Source organism: Pseudomonas sp. Tun-23181 (assembly GCF_057415455.1).
The window spans coordinates 1,245,072-1,260,785 of the sequence record NZ_CM171630.1 but is presented as its reverse complement, the minus strand read 5'-3'; the positions used below and the strand labels follow the sequence as shown (position 1 = coordinate 1,260,785).

Sequence of the window (15,714 nt, the reverse complement as noted above, 5' to 3'; positions counted from 1 at the left end):
GAGCACGACCATGACCAGCAAGAACACCCTCTGTCTCTGGTACGAAAAGGACGCGCTGGAGGCGGCGACCTTCTATGCCAAGACCTTCCCCGACAGCGCAGTGGGGGCGGTGCACCATGCACCAGGCGACTTTCCGTCGGGCAAGGCGGGCGATGTGATCACCGTCGAGTTCCGCGTCATGGGCATCCCCTGCGTAGGGCTCAACGGTGGGACGGCGTTCAAGCATACCGAAGCGTTCTCGTTCCAGGTCTGCACCGAAGACCAGGCCGAGACCGACCGCCTGTGGGACGCCATCGTCGGCAACGGCGGCCAGGAGAGCGTCTGTGGCTGGTGCAAGGACAAATGGGGCGTGTCATGGCAGATCACCCCCAGGGTCCTGCTCGAGGCCACCGACAACCCCGACCGGGCCGCGGCCAAACGGGCATTCGACGCCATGATGGGCATGACCCGGATCGATGTCGCGGCGATCGAGGCGGCGCTGAAGGGCTGAAAGGGCGAGCGAAGGTGGGCGTGCAGCGACACCTTTGATGCAGGTCAAGCGGTCCCCCGCGTACAGAGGCACGATCAGGGCATCCTTCCCTTGCCTGCGAGGTGTGCCATGTCCGATCAACAACGCCTGATGCTCGTCGTCTCCCCGCTGATGCGGCGTACCTCGGCCTACGACCGGGCCGTGGCCCTGGCCAAGGCCAAGGGCATGGCGCTGCACATCGTCGCCTTCGACTACCTGGAGGGCCTGGCCACCGCCGGGCTGGTCAACCCCCAGGCCCTGGCGGCGTTGCGCCAGGGCTATGTCGAGCAGCACCGGCAATGGCTGGAAAGCCAGGCTGCGCCGATGCGCCGCAATGGCCTGACGGTCACCACCGAGGTGGTCTGGGTCGAGGATGCGCTGGAGGAGATTCTCGTGCACCTGCGCGAACACCCCTTCGCCATGCTGATCAAGGACATCGAGCACGAGTCCCGCCTGATGCGGGCCTTGTTCACGCCCCTCGACATCCAGTTGCTGCGAGAGTGCAAGGTGCCCATGCACTTCGTCGGCCAGAGCCGCCATGCCTTGCCGCAGCGGGTGCTGGCAGCGGTCGACCTGTCGCGCCCGGCGCAGCAGTACGAAGGCTTCAACGAACGCATCGTCGGCGAGGCGGCGAAGCTGGCCATGCAATGCGGCGCCCAGCTCGACCTGCTCTACGCCTATGACCTGGGGGCGCTGTACGATGAGGCCGACGACAGTGGTCGGCGTTCCTTCCTGTTCAGCTCCAACCTCTCCGAGACGCTGTACACGGCCCAGCGCGAAGCGTTCGACGAACTGGCCGAGCGCAACGGCATCGCCCTGGAGAACCGCCACATGATCACCGGCGACCCGGCCAAGGTCCTGGGGCAGTTCGTGGAGAACCATGGCATCGACATCGTGCTGATGGGCCGCACCCACCATCGCGGGCTGGCCAAGTACATCGGCAGCACGGTCGAGCGGGTGTTGTACAAGCTGCCAGGCAGCGTGCTGGTCATCACGCCGGACGCCGCCGACGGTTGAGAACCCAAGGCACCCTCGGCGCAGGATCCGACTGAACCCTCGCGGCCCGTGGCTACCCAACGCATTACATGCTCACGGGAGAACGCTCATGGAGATCGGAACGATCTGGATCATCATCGCCGCCATCGTCATCCTGCTGGAGATGCTGGCCATCTGGCACATCATCGGCAGCGAGCGACGCGCCGAACGCAAGATGCTGTGGATCGTCTTCGTGGTCTACGCGCCGATTCCCGGCCTGATCGTGTGGGCCTGGATGGGGCCACGGGCGGTGAAGGGCAGGGCCGTACTGCAGGAAAAATGACGACTCAATGCACCGTCTTGCGCTGCCTGACGCAGTCCTGGGCCTGCTCCCCCAGCGCGTCCAGGCGTGCATCCCGCTGTTGCTCCGCCTCGATCATCGCCGCCTGGCCATGCTGCTTGAGCAGGTAGGCATGGATCTGCCGCACCTCGAGGGTGCGATAGATCGGTGCGATGTCCAGGCGGCCGACCAGCGCTTCGCTGGCCTGGCCGGTGCTGCTCATCAGCACCTGCGGTCCATTGGCGGCTACCACCTGCATGCCCATCGTCTCGAACCAGGGCACCAGGCTGGCGAAGACGTTCAGCTCCACGCAGGCATAACGTGATTGCAGGTCGGCCAGCAGCGCCCGCGCGATCCCCTGGCGGCGATGGCTCGCGGCCACGGCAAGGAAGGCCAGGGTGCAGGCCTGGTCGTTGTCCTGGGCGGGCAGCGACAGGGCGAAGCCGAGCAGCCGCTGCGGAGCCTCGGCATCCAGGGCCAGGGTCAGTTCCACCACCAGGCCGCGGGTGCCGTCCATGGCCTGCAGGTATTGGTGGACCTCCAGGCCGACCCCGTACTGGTACAGCGGATAGAGCGGATTGTCCGGGCTGATGGCAACGCTGCTCAGCTCGCCGACATGGTCGATCACCAGTTGGCGGATCTGGTTCTGGAAGGACTCGGGGGGCACGCCGCCAGGGCGGCTCAGGATGAACATCGGGGCTGGCTCCGGCATCTGTTGGGTCTTCCCACGCCGGGTGGGGCGGGGTGCACAGTCTAACCATCGGGCGGCGCGGGGCAAGCCCGCCACGGCGATCGCAACGCACGAAGCGTTCCGATCGCCCCCGGCTCTCAGGTAAGCTCGTCTTTCCAGCGAGATACCGCGAGAACCCGCATGACCCCGACCTGCCTCACCCTCGACAGCCTGCTCACCGGTCGCGCCCGGCCTTTCACCCGCCCCGGTTCGTACAGCGGCATCGACAAGCATCCCCGGCAAGGGCCGCTCAAGGTGACGTTCCTGGGCCTGGAGGGGGACGAGCAGGGCGACCTGCGGGTTCACGGCGGGGTGGAAAAGGCCCTCCACCATTATCCGCGCGAACACTACGCCCAGTGGGCCGAGGCGCTGGGCGGGCATCCGCTGCTGGCCCAGCCCGGCGCCTTCGGCGAGAACTTCAGCAGCACCGGCTGGCGTGAGTCGGACGTCTGCCTGGGCGACCGTATCCGCGTGGGCTCGGCCCTGCTGGAGATCTCCCAGGGGCGTATGCCTTGCTGGAAGCTCAATGATCGCTTCGGCGTGGCGCAGATGGCCTTGCAGGTCCAGCAGAGCGGACGCACGGGCTGGTATTACCGGGTGCTGGAGGAGGGCACGGTCGAGGCCGGCGACGCCTTGCAATTGGTCGAGCGCCCCCATGGCGACTGGTCCGTCGCACGGCTGTCGGCGGTGCTGTTCGACAAGCGCCTGGAACCCGAGTTGTTGCGCGAGTGCCTCACGCTGCCCTTGGTGCCATCCTGGCGCAAGACCTTGCAGCGGCGCCTGGAGCAGCACCAGGTCGAAGACTGGGCGCCACGCCTGCAAGGCAGGCCCGCATCATGATCGCCTTGTCATTCTCGTGTGTCGAAGGAGCAAGCCATGGCCTATGACGTGGACGATCGCCTGGTGATCGGCGTGGCGTCGAGCGCGGTGTTCGACCTCAGCGACTCCGACGCGGTATTCCGTCGCGAGGGCGAGGCCCAGTACCGCAAGTACCAGGAGCAACACCTGCACGTGCCGCTGGGCAAGGGCATCGCTTTTCCCTTCATCAAGCGCCTGCTGGCGCTCAACGACCTGCGCGACGACCCTGACGATCCCTTGGTAGAGGTCGTGCTGTTGTCGCAGAACGACCCGGACACCGGGCTGCGGGTGATGAAGACCATCGAGCACTACGGCCTGAACATGACCCGGGCGATCTTCATGCAGGGCCGTTCGCCCTACGAGTACATCCCGGCACTGAACATCGCCCTGTTCCTTTCCGCCGACAAGGCCCATGTGGACGCGGCGATCCAGGCCGGCTACCCGGCCGGGCAGGTGCTCGACTCCCGGTTCGACGACGATGAGCATGACACCGGCCTGCGCATCGCCTTCGACTTCGATGGCGTGCTGGCCGGCGACGAGTCGGAGGCGGTGATGCAGCGCGATGGCTTGCAGGGCTTCCATGCCCATGAGGTGACCAATGTCGCCCAGCCCCACAACCCTGGGCCGCTCAAGGAGCTCTTCGTGCGCATCGCGCGGATCCAGGCGGTCGAGGAACGCTACAAGCTCGACCACCCCGGCTACGAGAACCGCCTGCGGGTGTCCATCGTCACCGCGCGCAACGCGCCGTCCCATGAGCGTGCGCTGACCACCTTGAAGAGCTGGGGCGTGATGGCCAACGATGCGTTCTTCCTCGGCGGCATCGAGAAGCGCCGGGTGCTGCAGGTACTCAAGCCGCACATCTTCTTCGACGACCAGTCGGGCCACCTGCAGGGCACCAGTACCGTGGTGCCCTCGGTGCATGTGCCGTTCGGCGTGGTCAACCAGCCGGCCTGAGCCTCAGAACCAGCGGTCGTTGCGCTTGCGCCCGCGGGTCAGGGCCGGCAGGATCAGGCCCGCGAGCAGGCCGGCGCCGGCGATGCTGCCGCCGTAGACCATGTAGCGCATCATCACCTGCTTGTTCTCGTCGCCCAGGCGTGCCTGGGTGTCACGCAACGACGACTGGGCCTGGTCGAGCTGCTCGTTGAGCGCCTTGTTGCGCGCCTCCAGCTCGTCGATCAGCGCCTTGCGCGAGTCCAGGGTTTCCTGCATGCCCTGCACGCGGTTCTTCCAGCTGTCGTCGATGGTCTTGAGCTGCTCGGAGAGCTGGGCGACCTGAGCGTCCAGCTGGGGCAGGCGCTCGGCCTGGCCGGGCACGGCCTGCAGGTCGCTGGTGAGGATCCACACCAGGTCGCCGTTCTGCCCGCGTACCTGGCTGTAGCTGCCCTGGGTGCCGATCAGCGTGACCTTCTGCCCGGCCTTGAGCGTGCCGACGATGCGGTGGCCGTTGGTCGGGCCGCTGCGTACGTAGGTACTCAGGGTGTCGCTGACCCAGCGTGCGTCGCTGGCCGGTTCTTCGGCATGCACGGGGGCGGCGAGGGCGATCAGGGCGGCGATCAGGCTGCCGCGCAGGGCGGGAAGGGCGGAGGAGGCTGGGCGCAAATCAGGCATGGTGGTCTTCGCTGAAACAGGACGGAAAAAGGCCCGGGTCACGGGGCCGTCGAACCGGTCGGTGGATTGACCGTCAGCGAAAGACCGTTTTTATCGAGGCAGGTTCACTGCTTGGGGTAGGAAATGTCTACAGGATGTTGCGTCGTCCCGGACTTCAGATAGGGGGGCGCAAGCGCCCCCGTAGCCTCAGGTCACGACCTGGTAGCAGGGCACATAGTCGGCCCCGCCCGGCAGCTTCATCCGGTGCTGGTCGACGAACGCCTGCAGCAGCCGGCCCAGCGGGTCGAGCACTGCGCTGTCGCCACGGATCTGGTACGGCCCGTGCTCCTCGATCAGGCGGATGCCCTTGTCCTTGACGTTGCCGGCGACCACCCCGGAAAACGCCCGGCGCAGGTTGGCGGCCAGCTCATGGGGTGGCAGCTCATGGTGCAGCTCGAGGTTGGCCATGTTCTCGTGGGTCGGGTCGAACGGGCGCTGGAAGCTTTCCTCGATCTTCAGCAGCCAGTTGAAGTGGAAGGCATCGTTGCGCTCGCGGCGGAACTGCTTGACCGCCTTGAGGCCCTCGACCATCTGCCGGGCCACCTCGGCCGGGTCGTCGATGATGATCTGGTAGTGGCTCTGCGCCGCCTCGCCCAGGGTGGCGCCGACGAAGGCATGCAACTGCTGCAGGTAGGCCTCGGCGCTGCGCGGGCCGGTGAGGATGACCGGGAACGGCAGGTCCTGGTTGTCCGGGTGCATGAGGATGCCCAGCAGGTACAGGAACTCCTCGGCGGTGCCGGCGCCGCCGGGGAAGATGATGATGCCATGCCCGACCCGCACGAACGCCTCCAGGCGTTTCTCGATGTCCGGCAGGATCACCAGCTCGTTGACGATGGGGTTGGGCGCCTCGGCGGCGATGATGCCAGGCTCGGTCAGGCCCAGGTAGCGGCTGCCGTGCATGCGCTGCTTGGCATGGGCGATGGTGGCGCCCTTCATCGGCCCCTTCATCACGCCCGGACCGCAGCCGGTGCAGACGTCCAGCTTGCGCAGGCCCAGCTCGTGGCCAACCTTCTTGGTGTACTGGTATTCCTCGCTGCTGATCGAGTGGCCGCCCCAGCACACCACCATCTTCGGCTCCACGCCGGGGCGCAGGGTGCGGGCGTTGCGCAGCAGGTGGAAGACGTAATCGGTGATGCCCTGGGAGCTCTCCAGGTCGATGCGCTGGCTGGCCAGCTCGCTCTCGGTATAGACGATGTCGCGCAGGGCGCTGAACAGCATCTCTCGGGTGCTGGCGATCATCTCGCCGTCGACGAAGGCATCGGCCGGCGCGTTGAGCAGTTCGAGGCGCACACCGCGGTCCTGCTGGTGGATACGGACTTCGAAATCCTGGTAGGCCTCGAGGATGGTCTTGGCATTGTCGACATGGGCGCCAGTGTTGAGGATGGCCAGGGCGCACTGGCGGAACAGGGTGTACAGGCTGCCGGTACCGACTTCGCTCAGTTGCTGGACTTCACGTTGCGACAGCGTCTCCAGGCTGCCTTTGGGGCTGACGGATGCGTTGATGACATGGCGTTGGGGCATCTAAGTCTTTCCTGTGCGTATGGAACTTCCTACTGGGATACCACCATACCGACAAATGCGCGCCGCAACGAGAGGGGGGCCCAAAAAGCTTGGCTCCCCTGCCATTCATCCGAACAGGCGCTGTACGCCATGGACGATCGCCAGGCCACCGCCGACCAGCCAGAGGTTGAGAATCGCCCCCGTGAGCAGGGCGCGAGGGCCAGCCTGGCGGATTTGACTGAAACGGGTCTCCATGCCCAGGGCGGTCATGGCCATGGTCAGGGCGAAGGTGTCGAGACCGTTGATCGTGGTGACCAGTGTGGTGGGCAGTATGTGCAACGAGTTGACCAACACCAGCAGGAGGAAGCCAAAGGCGAACCATGGTACCGCGATCCGGCCGCCCCCCTGGGCTTGGTCGTTCCGGCGCGAGCGGCTGATCCACACGCCGACCACCAGCAGTACCGGCACCAGCAGCAATACACGGGTCATCTTGACGATGGTGGCGATGTGGGTGGCCTCGGGGCTGACGTTGCTGGCCGCGCCGACGACCTGGGCCACCTCGTGGAGGGTGCCACCGAAGAACAGGCCCACGCCGACGGTATCGAGGTGTATCCAACCGGCAGCGACCGCCAACGGGTAGAGGAACATCGACAGGGTGCCGAACAGCACCACGCTGCCCACCGCCATGGCAGCCTTGTGCGGTTGGGAGCGCAGCGCCGACTCGAAGGCCAGCACTGCCGCAGCGCCGCAGATCGCGCTGCCGGCTGCGGTGAGCAATGCGGTGTCGCGGTCCAGTTTCATCAGTTTCATGCCGACCCACAGGCCCACCAGCAGGGTGCTGGCGACCACCAGTAGCGAGACCGTCAGGCCCGACCAGCCGACCTGGGCGATTTCCTGCAGGCTCACCCGCAGGCCGAAGAACGCCACGGCCAGGCGCAGCAAGTTGCGCGCGGAGAAATTCACCCCCGCTGCCCAGCTTTCCGGCAGCCCATGGCGCAGGCCATTGCCGTACAGGGCACCAGCGACGATGCCGACGATCAGCGGGCTGATGCCTAGGCTAGAGATGGCCGGCAGGGCAGCCACTTGAGTGACCGCGAGCGCGAACAGAGCAACGAACAGGATGCCGTTGAGCCGCCCACGGGTAGCGTGGGTAGGCGCAAGGGCGGGGGCCGAAGGGGTCGTGGCCATGGTAGGACCTCCGATCTGGGGTGATGAGGCCTACGTTAATTCAGTTATAAGCTTATAAAAAATCGTCATTTGGAATGCCAGATATCCATTTTGCTGATACTTTGTCTTCATGACCCCTGAACAACTGATAACCTTCGCCACCGTCGCCGAGCATGGCAACATCAGCCATGCCGCGGCAGCCCTGCACCTGTCGCAGCCGGCCGTGTCGGGCCAGCTCAAGCTGCTGCAGGAAGCCTTCGGCGAACCGCTCTACCAGCGCGCCGGGCGCGGCGTGCGCCTGACCGCGGCCGGCGAGCAATTGCTCGAGCATGCCCAGCGGTTGCGCGAGACCTTCCACCAGGCCCAGGCCTTGCGCGATGCCCTGCGCGGGCTGGAGCGCGGCACCTTGCGCATCGGCGCGAGTACCACCCCGGCCAGCTACCTGTTGCCGTACCTGATCGCGGATTTTCATGCGCGCTATCCGGACGTGGCGGTGACGACCACCAACGGCAACACGGCGGAGATCGTCGCTGCCCTGGGGACGCTGGACATCGCCTTGATCGAGGGGCCGCCAGGGCAGGAGCTGCCGCTGGGCACGGGCGTCACGGCGTGGCGCGAGGACGAGATCGTGGCCATCGTCCCGAGCGATCACCCGTTGGCCAATGGCGCCCCTGCGCAGACACTCGAGGCGCTGGGCACCTATCCGTTGGTACTGCGCGAAAGCGGCTCGGGGGTGCGCCGGCTGGTCGAGCGTGCCTTTGCCCGCGACGGCGTGGCGATGCGCGTGGCCCTGGAGATCGCCGGAGTGGAAGGGGTGAAGGAAGCGGTGCGTGCAGGGATGGGCATCGGCTTCGTTTCGGCGATGTCGATCCGTCATGAAGACAATGCGTTGTACCGGTTGGGTATCGCGCCGCAGCCGTTGACACGGCATTTCTCGATCCTCATGCCCCATGCCGCGACGCCGTCCCGGGCGGCGGCGCGGTTCATGGAACTGTGCCTGGACGCGACAGTGGGCGGTTGACCCTGGTCGATGTCGAGCCGCCCATGGATGTTCAATCGCCGCGTGACAGGGGGCCAGGCCACATGCTGCGCAGCACGCTGTCCCGGCGTACCAGGGCATGCACCAACGCGGCGCCCAGGTGCAACAGGATGGTGGCGTACAGCAGGTAGCCTGCCCAGCCGTGTGCCTGGCGCAACACCGTATAGAGTTGCAGGTCGTGGGGCGCGATCGCGGGCAGTTGCAGCGGGCGAGGGTAGCCGCCAGCCGAAAGCATGGCCCAGCCCAGCAGCGGCATGGCCAGCATCAGTGCGTAGAGCAGCAGGTGCGAAGCCCCCGCCGCGAGCCGTTGGAGCGCCGGCAGGTCACGTGGCAATGGTGGGTGGGGCAGGGCCAGGCGCAGGCCGATGCGCAGCACCACCAGGGCGAGCAGGGCCAGGCCCGTTGCCTTGTGCAACTCGACCAGCACTGGATGACGCGGCGACAGGTCGCCGACCATGCTCACGCCGATGAACAGCATGGCCAGGATCAGTACGGCCATCAACCAGTGCAGCAGGCGGGCCAGCGGGTGGAAGGAGGTGGGGGCGAGCTTGTTCATGGGCGGCCTCCGGTGCCGAGGGACTCGCGGCTGCGACGGTTGAAGGATTCCGAATAGGCCGCCGAACGGGCGGCGAGGATAGGGTCGGCGGACGGTTCGATGCCGGGGGGCAGGATCAGCGGGTCGAAGTTGATGTCACGGCAGGCGCCTTGCTCTGGGGCATCGACCTGCTCGATGACCAGGGTGCCCGCGTCGATGCTGCGGCGTTCGGTGGGCCAGAGGCGGGACGGGTCGTCCACCGGGTCGTCGGGCTCGGCCAGTGTCAGGCGCAAGGTCCAGCGCAGTGGGCCGTGGGCCAGGCGCCGTTGCAGGTCGTGCTGCAGGTAGCGTTTGTCCTCGACCTCGCTCGGCAGCGGGGCGAAAGGCGTGCCGGGCTCCAGTTGCCAGCGCACCGGGCGGGCCTTGCCGCCATCGTCGACCAGGTAGAAGGCATTGATGCTGTGGTACGCGGTGCTGGCGAAGCTGTCGCTGGGCGTGTAGCCGGCTGCCCACTGGCGGAACGCGGCACTCTCGGGGTGGGCGGCGAAGAACGCCTGCATCTTCGCAGGGTCCGGCTTGCCTGTGGCGGGGTCCGGTGCCGCAGCCAGGAGCTGTTGGTAGAAGGCCTCGGGCGTGGCGATCGCCAATACCGGCGTATTGTTCATGCCGGTTCGCCAGACGTGCCCATCATCGCTGCTGAACTGCAGGGCCAGGCTGCGCACCGGCACACGGGTGTCGGGGCTGAACGGGTTCGCCCCACCGATGGCGAAGCGGCCGATCACCGGCACCCGAGGCTGGCTGAAGACCCGTGCGCTGGACAGTGGCTCGGCCAGCCCACTGCTCTGGAAGTAGCCACTGACGCACAGGCCCTTGGCGTGGTTCTTGCGGTAGCCGGGATGATGGCCGGCTTGGGCTTCGAAGGTGTCGACGATACGCTGCGGGGTCAGCGACGGGCCGCCGATCCAGCCGGCGGCGTAGGCAAAGCCTGCGCCCAAGGCCAGCAGGCCGGCACCGATGGCGGCCAGGCGCAGGGCCTTGGCGGGGCCGTGCAGGGGTGTGTTCATGGTCAGGATCCGGTCAATGAGTGAGCCGGTACGACGTGGGGTGGAAAAATTTATTCCCGGCCAGGGAATGGATTTCGTCCCTGGCCGTCTGCCTCTTACACTGCAAACCCAGAAGGCCGGGACCTGACCATGCATGATCTGGATGACCAACAATGGCACGAACTGCTCCAGCGTTTGCGTCGCTTCGCCTTGTGGCTGACCCGCGACCCAGGCAGCGCCGATGACTTGGTCCAGGCCACGGTCGAGCGTGCCCTGAGCCGCCGTGGGCAGCAGCGCGAGGCCGACAGCGTGCGCCCGTGGCTGTTCACCATCCTGTATCGGCTGTTTCTCGACGGTAAGCGCCGCGAGCGCCTGCACGCCCGTTGGCTGGCATGGTTCGGGCGTGCCCAGGAAGAGGCGGTGGGGGGCGAGACGGAGCGGATCGTCATGGTGCACGCCGACCTGCAGGCGTTCGCCCAGCTACCGACCGAGCAGCGGGCGCTGCTGTTGTTGGTCAGTGTCGAGGGCTTGAGCTACAAGGAGGTTGCCCAGGCCCTGGGTATCCCTATCGGTACGGTGATGTCGCGCCTGTCGCGTGCCCGTGCCGCCCTGCGTGAACTGGCCGAGGGCCATCCGACACCCCCGGCTTTGCGGAGACTGAAATGACGCAACTGATTCCCTCTGAGCATGAGTTGCATGCCTATGTCGACGACCGGTTGGACCCAGCACGCCGGGCTGAGGTGAAGGCGTGGCTGGCGGCCAACCCACGGGAGGCGGAGAGGGTCGAGGCCTGGTGCAGCGATGCCCGGCGGCTGCGGGCGGCCCTGGCCGGCTTCGCCGAGCGGCCTGGCCATGCGCAACTGGACTTGGGGCGCCTGCGACAGCGCCTGCGCCAGCGGCGTCGCCGGCAGTTGGCATCGGCTGCGGTGTTGTTCCTGGCCTTGGGCGTGGGAGGCGTGGGCGGGTGGCAGGCCCGCGAGGCGACGCTGGTGGCGCGTAGCCTGCCGATGGCGGATGCCGTCCAGGCACATCGCCTGTTCGCTGGCAGCTCGGCGTTGGATGTCCAGGCGAGTGATCCGGCGCAGCTACAGGCTTGGCTGGCGCGGCATTTCGATCAACTCGGGCAATTGCCAGATCTGGGGAGCTATGGGTTCCGTCCCGTGGGTGCGCGGTTGCTCAGCAATGAGCAAGGGGCGGCGGCACTGCTGGTGTTCCAGGATGGCAGCGGGGAGCGGATCAGCCTGTTCCTGCGCTCGCCTGGAAGTCGGCATGAGCGGATGCCCAGCGGGCAGCGCACGGAGGGGACGCTCGAGGCGCGCTACTGGTCCCATGGGGCCTACAACTTTGCGTTGGTCAGCGCAGTGGATGATACGCGGGGGGAGCAGGTACGGCAGGCGTTGGGGGTGGGTTTGTAAGGTCAATGTTCTTGAGCCTGAACCTGCTGTGGGCTGAGCAGCGGGGTTCAACCCACATCATTGTCATTTCCTCTTACCGCGTCGAACGGAAGCATCCTCCAAGGCCTCTGGAGGCGGTGGGGCTGCGCGGACGTTGAAGAGGCGGCAGATGACGTACCAGCAGAGGGCAACGGACAGGTTGTAAGGGAACAACACGGCCCAGAACGGCAGTTGCCAGTTTTTCTTGCCCTGCATTTCACCAGGCTCGCCGGTTCGCCAGGGAGCGTAGTGCTGCCAGGCTTCAGCGGGTGTCAGGCAGATCTGATGCAGGGGCTTGTACCACCAGTTGGGTTCTCCGGGGGGCGGTAGTTTGTCGGGGCCGTGGTCCATGAAGTGGCGGAGGTATTCCCAGACTTCGGCGACGTGTTTGATGCCGGGTTCGGTCGGTTCGTTGCTGTCGACCCAGAGGCAGTCTTTCTGATGGAGGGTGCCATCTGCTCTGCGGGGAGCGAAGGCGAGTGCATAGCTGGTAGTGGAGGATGCACCGCCAAATTCGGTGCGTTTGAAAAGACCTCCTTCGGTTTTGGTCCAGTCAAAGGTGATGAGTTTTTTTCCTCGTTGGTAATGAATTTTTTTTTGTAATACGGTTGAAGTAGAATCCTGAGAGTCGTTTTATGCAATATATTCGATAAAGTAGGGGGATGAAAAAAGGCATCGGCATCAGCGCTTGGCCGGCTATGAATATTAGGTCTAGAGTATGAGGCGCCCATGTGTCTTTGGTAAATAAATTTGGATAGAAAGCCAGGGCTACAGTGAAGACAAAGGCTGTGTATAGTTTTCCCATGAATACCGAGTCTGTTACCCAAGGATTGCGCAAGCAGAGAATATTTTCGGTTAGGTTTGTTTTTTGGTCGGCTATGGCAGGCTTGTAGTTGGTGCTTGAGCCGGTTTTGAAAGTCCATGTGATTGCCATGTGTTATCGCTCTATTTTGAATTGGATTTGAATTTCGAGGCTTTTATCCAGTACGTGGTTAGGTCGATAGTTGAGGGTTAGGGTTGTGTAGCTGTGATTGTTTGTTTTATTTTTGAGATAAAGAATAATTCCGGACTTTGCTATGTGGCACTCTGGGTTGAGTGGGAGTACAGTCGCTCCTCGAGTAGAGTGCTGGCTCAAAGTTCCTGACCACTCGCTTTGCCCGATAATGAATCCAGGCAACAGAACAGTAAACTCAACTGTGGGCAGAGAGACAGAAATATCGTTATGGGTGATGGCTGTCCAGTTGGGAGGTGTCCAAGCATCGTTTTCTTTCCAACCACTGTTTAAATTATTTATGCCGTGCAGTTGTGAGTCTTTCGCTGTCAGTAGTCTTGGGGTGTATGATTCGAGGTGCCAGGCTCTTAATTCTTCTCTTAGGGTTTCAAAAAGAGGGAGTTTCTTTTCGTGATCAAGAATTATGTTGGGACGGAATTCGCCATCATTTAAGCGGTTGCCGAAGATGCTTCGGGCTGTCCAAAGCTCAATAGAGGTATGCAGACGTTCATGTGCCTTGGAATGAAGATATAATCCCCCAGCAACCACTGCTGCACCGAGCAATACAATCGCGGCAGCAGCCCATCCAGCAAAAGGTATTACAGATGTGGCTCCAGCGATCGCAAGCCCTCCCTCCAGGGTTAGGATGGAGCCAGCGGTTAAAGAAATACCTCCATACAATGTATATTTTGCAGAGGTTGAGTCTCCATTTTCTTTTTGACGCGCTGCTTTGAAGCCGTCAGAAAAGAATCCGAGAAATATTGCTGGGTATCCTGCTAAACGTGCGAATAAATTACTTCCCAGAAATCTGATAAATCCATTGCCAAACGCCATCCCAGGCGCAGTGGAACTCAACCTCAACATCAGCGCCTTTTGCATCGCCCGAACGCTCACCAGTGTCCCCGCCGCTGCGCCTATTACCCCGAAGATCGACGCGGCGAACCCCGCCGTGTATTCCGGTGCATCGCTTTTCTGCAAGTTCTGGTAGGCCGCTTTGAGCGAGATCACGTTGAACCACAGCATCCCGCTATTCAAACCGGTTCCAACCCCACCGGTGAGCAGCCCGACAAAGGTCGGCTTCACACGCAATGTGGTCGTGAGCTCGACCGCCACCGTCCGGCTCCCCGTGACCCGCAGCTGTTTCATCTCCTCGACTTGGGCCATTCCGCTTTTCAGGTACCGTTCCACCTCCTGGCTGAACGGATTCTCGCGTACGGCCTGGTCGGTGATCCGGTAGCGCGCCGCCAGCAGCCCCAGGGCTTTCTCGGCATTGGCTTCCTTGGCGGCCATCAGCACTTGTTGGCGCAGGGTGTGGCTGGCGTCCCAACGGGTGCGGCCGCGCATGCGCTTGAGCACCACGGCGCTGACGGACTGGGCGGTGAGGTCGGTGATGTCGGCAATGGCCGGGAAGCGCCCGGCCAGGCCCTCGATGACATTGTCGCTGCCACCCAGCAAGGTGCCGACCGTATCGGCTTTTTCCCTGAAGGGGTTGAACGGCGCCAAGGCCGTGTAGAGGGGGCTGTCGTGCTGGTCCAGCCATTGCTCGAGGCGCTTGAAGCGTCGGTCGTGGTCTTCGGTGCCGGGGACTGGCTGGGCCATGGGGTGGATCAGCAGGGCCAGGGCGATCTCCAACCCACGGGCGCAGGTCGGCTCGTCACGGTCATAGGATGACAGCGCGGCCGCCAGGCTGTGCGGGTCATCGATGTGGTGGGGCTCAGCGGTGGCCAGCCAGGTGTCGTGGTCGTCGCTGGCCTGCAAGGCAAGGTCCTGCAGGGCCTTGATGCGCTGCTCCAGTTCATCGCGCTCGGCCAGGAACTGCCGGTACTTGGCCGTGTCGATGCGTTGCCCCAGGCGTGCGCCCATGGAGGAGTAACGTTCATCGGTGAGGGCGCGGTAGCGGGCCTCGGCCCGGGACAGCGTGCGCCCGGTCGCCTCTGACTGAAGCCGCTGCGCGGCCAGCTCCGGGGATGGGGATTCTGGCGGGTACAGGCTTTCCAGGGTCTTGTTCAGCAGCATGGCCACCAGGTTTCGATGATGGAAATCCCGGCTCTGCCGGCTCAGCCGTTCTGCATCGAGTTGGTAGCAAGGCGGCACGCCTGCCTGCTCGGAACCTTGTGCCGGCCTGGTGTGTTCAAGCTGCTCGGCCGGCATCAGGTCGCGCAGTTGATGTTGGTAGGCCGAAACGGACAAGCTCAGGTCCAGGGTCATGCCTTCGGCATCGCTCAGCGCCACCACCGCCGGGATTTTCGGCTGGGTGCTGGGGTAGTGCCGGGCCATGGCGCAGAGGCTGCCGATGGGCAAGGTGTCGGTGAGCGGGTGGCTGCTCCAGGCCAGCGACATGCGCCGGTCCGTGGGCTTGAAGTCCTCGACCCAGGTTTGCAGGGCACTGACCGGCAATACATGGGGCTGGGTGGAAGGCGAGTGGTTGCCGGCGATCAGCTCGGCCATGTCCAGCGGGCGCATGTGCCGTTTGCGCAGCGCCACTGAAGCGCTGATGCGGGCGGTCATGGCGTTGCTCCACAGGTGTGGGCTGTAGCCGATCCACACCTCCTTGGCGGTGTCCTCGCAGGTGTCGGCCCATACCCAGGGCATGGTCCGGCTGGACAGGTAGCGGTCGCGGCGGTGGTAGTGCTCCAGCCCTCGGTACCTGAGTTCCTTGTAGTAGCCCTCGCCATCGTATTCATGGATGACCAGCTTTTCGCCCAGGGGACCTTTCATGAACACGTAGATGTAGCCCGGTCGCAGGGCACGTAGGGTGTAGGCGCAGTGGTGCAGCGGGGCAAACCCTTGCTCCAGGTTGAAGCCCGAATCGGCGTAGCGGCAGGGCGGAGCATCGCCCATGCGTGGGACGATGGCGTAGCGCACGGGCAGGATGGGTACCCGTGCACTGCAGGCGGGGCCAGAGGTGGCGCTGCTGACGGAGGTGTCAGTCATGGGTGTTTTCTTCC

15 protein-coding genes and 1 pseudogene are annotated in these 15,714 nt (G+C 64.5%); 8 read left to right on the top strand and 8 right to left on the bottom strand.

Annotated elements, in window-relative coordinates:
• The first annotated feature begins 10 nt into the window (after positions 1 to 10).
• The 3 genes from ACDI39_RS06285 (at position 11) to ACDI39_RS06275 (ending at position 1,826) form a co-directional block, all read left to right on the top strand.
• Positions 11 to 490, top strand: coding sequence for a VOC family protein (locus tag ACDI39_RS06285; protein ID WP_486538048.1), 480 nt, complete (start codon positions 11 to 13; stop codon positions 488 to 490).
• 108 nt (positions 491 to 598) lie between these two features.
• Positions 599 to 1,525: a universal stress protein gene (locus tag ACDI39_RS06280; RefSeq protein ID WP_253081620.1), complete on the top strand. Its 927-nt coding sequence runs from the start codon at positions 599 to 601 to the stop codon at positions 1,523 to 1,525.
• An 88-nt stretch (positions 1,526 to 1,613) separates the two neighbouring features.
• Positions 1,614 to 1,826, top strand: coding sequence for a PLD nuclease N-terminal domain-containing protein (locus tag ACDI39_RS06275; protein ID WP_225790809.1), 213 nt, complete (start codon positions 1,614 to 1,616; stop codon positions 1,824 to 1,826).
• A 4-nt stretch (positions 1,827 to 1,830) separates the two neighbouring features.
• Here ACDI39_RS06275 and ACDI39_RS06270 read toward each other — a convergent pair whose 3' ends face one another.
• On the bottom strand, positions 1,831 to 2,517 hold the full coding sequence (locus tag ACDI39_RS06270) for a GNAT family N-acetyltransferase (RefSeq protein WP_486538045.1): 687 nt from the start codon (positions 2,515 to 2,517) through the stop codon (positions 1,831 to 1,833).
• 177 nt (positions 2,518 to 2,694) lie between these two features.
• Between ACDI39_RS06270 and ACDI39_RS06265 the strand changes: the two genes are divergently transcribed.
• Both ACDI39_RS06265 and ACDI39_RS06260 read left to right on the top strand, forming a co-directional pair.
• A complete protein-coding gene (locus ACDI39_RS06265) occupies positions 2,695 to 3,393 on the top strand; it encodes an MOSC domain-containing protein (protein WP_253081618.1) in 699 nt (232 codons plus the stop codon).
• Positions 3,394 to 3,429: 36 nt separating this feature from the next.
• On the top strand, positions 3,430 to 4,365 hold the full coding sequence (locus ACDI39_RS06260; RefSeq protein ID WP_253081617.1) for a 5'-nucleotidase: 936 nt from the start codon (positions 3,430 to 3,432) through the stop codon (positions 4,363 to 4,365).
• A gap of 3 nt (positions 4,366 to 4,368) precedes the next feature.
• Here ACDI39_RS06260 and ACDI39_RS06255 read toward each other — a convergent pair whose 3' ends face one another.
• The 3 genes from ACDI39_RS06255 to ACDI39_RS06245 form a co-directional block, all read right to left on the bottom strand.
• Positions 4,369 to 5,019 (bottom strand): TIGR04211 family SH3 domain-containing protein, encoded by a 651-nt coding sequence (locus ACDI39_RS06255; RefSeq protein ID WP_253091334.1) that lies wholly within the window; start codon positions 5,017 to 5,019, stop codon positions 4,369 to 4,371.
• 186 nt (positions 5,020 to 5,205) lie between these two features.
• Complete coding sequence (ppnN, locus tag ACDI39_RS06250; protein WP_225790804.1) at positions 5,206 to 6,579, bottom strand: nucleotide 5'-monophosphate nucleosidase PpnN; 1,374 nt, start codon at positions 6,577 to 6,579, stop codon at positions 5,206 to 5,208.
• Between the two features lie 105 nt (positions 6,580 to 6,684).
• Entirely contained in the window at positions 6,685 to 7,746 is a 1,062-nt protein-coding gene (locus tag ACDI39_RS06245) for a YeiH family protein (protein ID WP_253081772.1), read from the bottom strand.
• 109 nt (positions 7,747 to 7,855) lie between these two features.
• On the opposite strand from ACDI39_RS06245, the gene ACDI39_RS06240 reads away from it, so the two are divergent.
• Complete coding sequence (locus tag ACDI39_RS06240; protein ID WP_253081773.1) at positions 7,856 to 8,746, top strand: LysR family transcriptional regulator; 891 nt, start codon at positions 7,856 to 7,858, stop codon at positions 8,744 to 8,746.
• A 31-nt stretch (positions 8,747 to 8,777) separates the two neighbouring features.
• Here ACDI39_RS06240 and ACDI39_RS06235 read toward each other — a convergent pair whose 3' ends face one another.
• Both ACDI39_RS06235 and ACDI39_RS06230 read right to left on the bottom strand, forming a co-directional pair.
• Positions 8,778 to 9,320, bottom strand: a complete 543-nt coding sequence (locus ACDI39_RS06235; protein WP_253081774.1) for a cytochrome b — start codon at positions 9,318 to 9,320, stop codon at positions 8,778 to 8,780.
• Positions 9,317 to 10,369: a catalase family peroxidase gene (locus ACDI39_RS06230; RefSeq protein ID WP_253081777.1), complete on the bottom strand. Its 1,053-nt coding sequence runs from the start codon at positions 10,367 to 10,369 to the stop codon at positions 9,317 to 9,319. Before ACDI39_RS06230 ends, ACDI39_RS06235 begins: the two co-directional genes overlap by 4 nt.
• Positions 10,370 to 10,492: 123 nt before the next feature.
• Here ACDI39_RS06230 and ACDI39_RS06225 point away from each other — a divergent pair, with 123 nt between their 5' ends.
• Together ACDI39_RS06225 and ACDI39_RS06220 are read left to right on the top strand one after the other, a co-directional pair.
• Entirely contained in the window at positions 10,493 to 11,008 is a 516-nt protein-coding gene (locus ACDI39_RS06225) for a sigma-70 family RNA polymerase sigma factor (RefSeq protein ID WP_225790800.1), read from the top strand.
• The gene (locus tag ACDI39_RS06220) at positions 11,005 to 11,757 is read left to right on the top strand and encodes an anti-sigma factor family protein (RefSeq protein ID WP_253081775.1); all 753 of its coding nucleotides are present in this window, start codon (positions 11,005 to 11,007) and stop codon (positions 11,755 to 11,757) included. Before ACDI39_RS06225 ends, ACDI39_RS06220 begins: the two co-directional genes overlap by 4 nt.
• 63 nt (positions 11,758 to 11,820) lie before the next feature.
• On the opposite strand, the pseudogene ACDI39_RS06215 reads toward ACDI39_RS06220, so the two are convergent.
• Positions 11,821 to 12,709 (bottom strand): annotated as a pseudogene (locus tag ACDI39_RS06215) (hypothetical protein).
• Positions 12,710 to 12,712: 3 nt separating this feature from the next.
• Entirely contained in the window at positions 12,713 to 15,700 is a 2,988-nt protein-coding gene (locus ACDI39_RS06210; protein WP_486538040.1) for a T6SS effector BTH_I2691 family protein, read from the bottom strand.
• Positions 15,701 to 15,714: the final 14 nt, after the last annotated feature.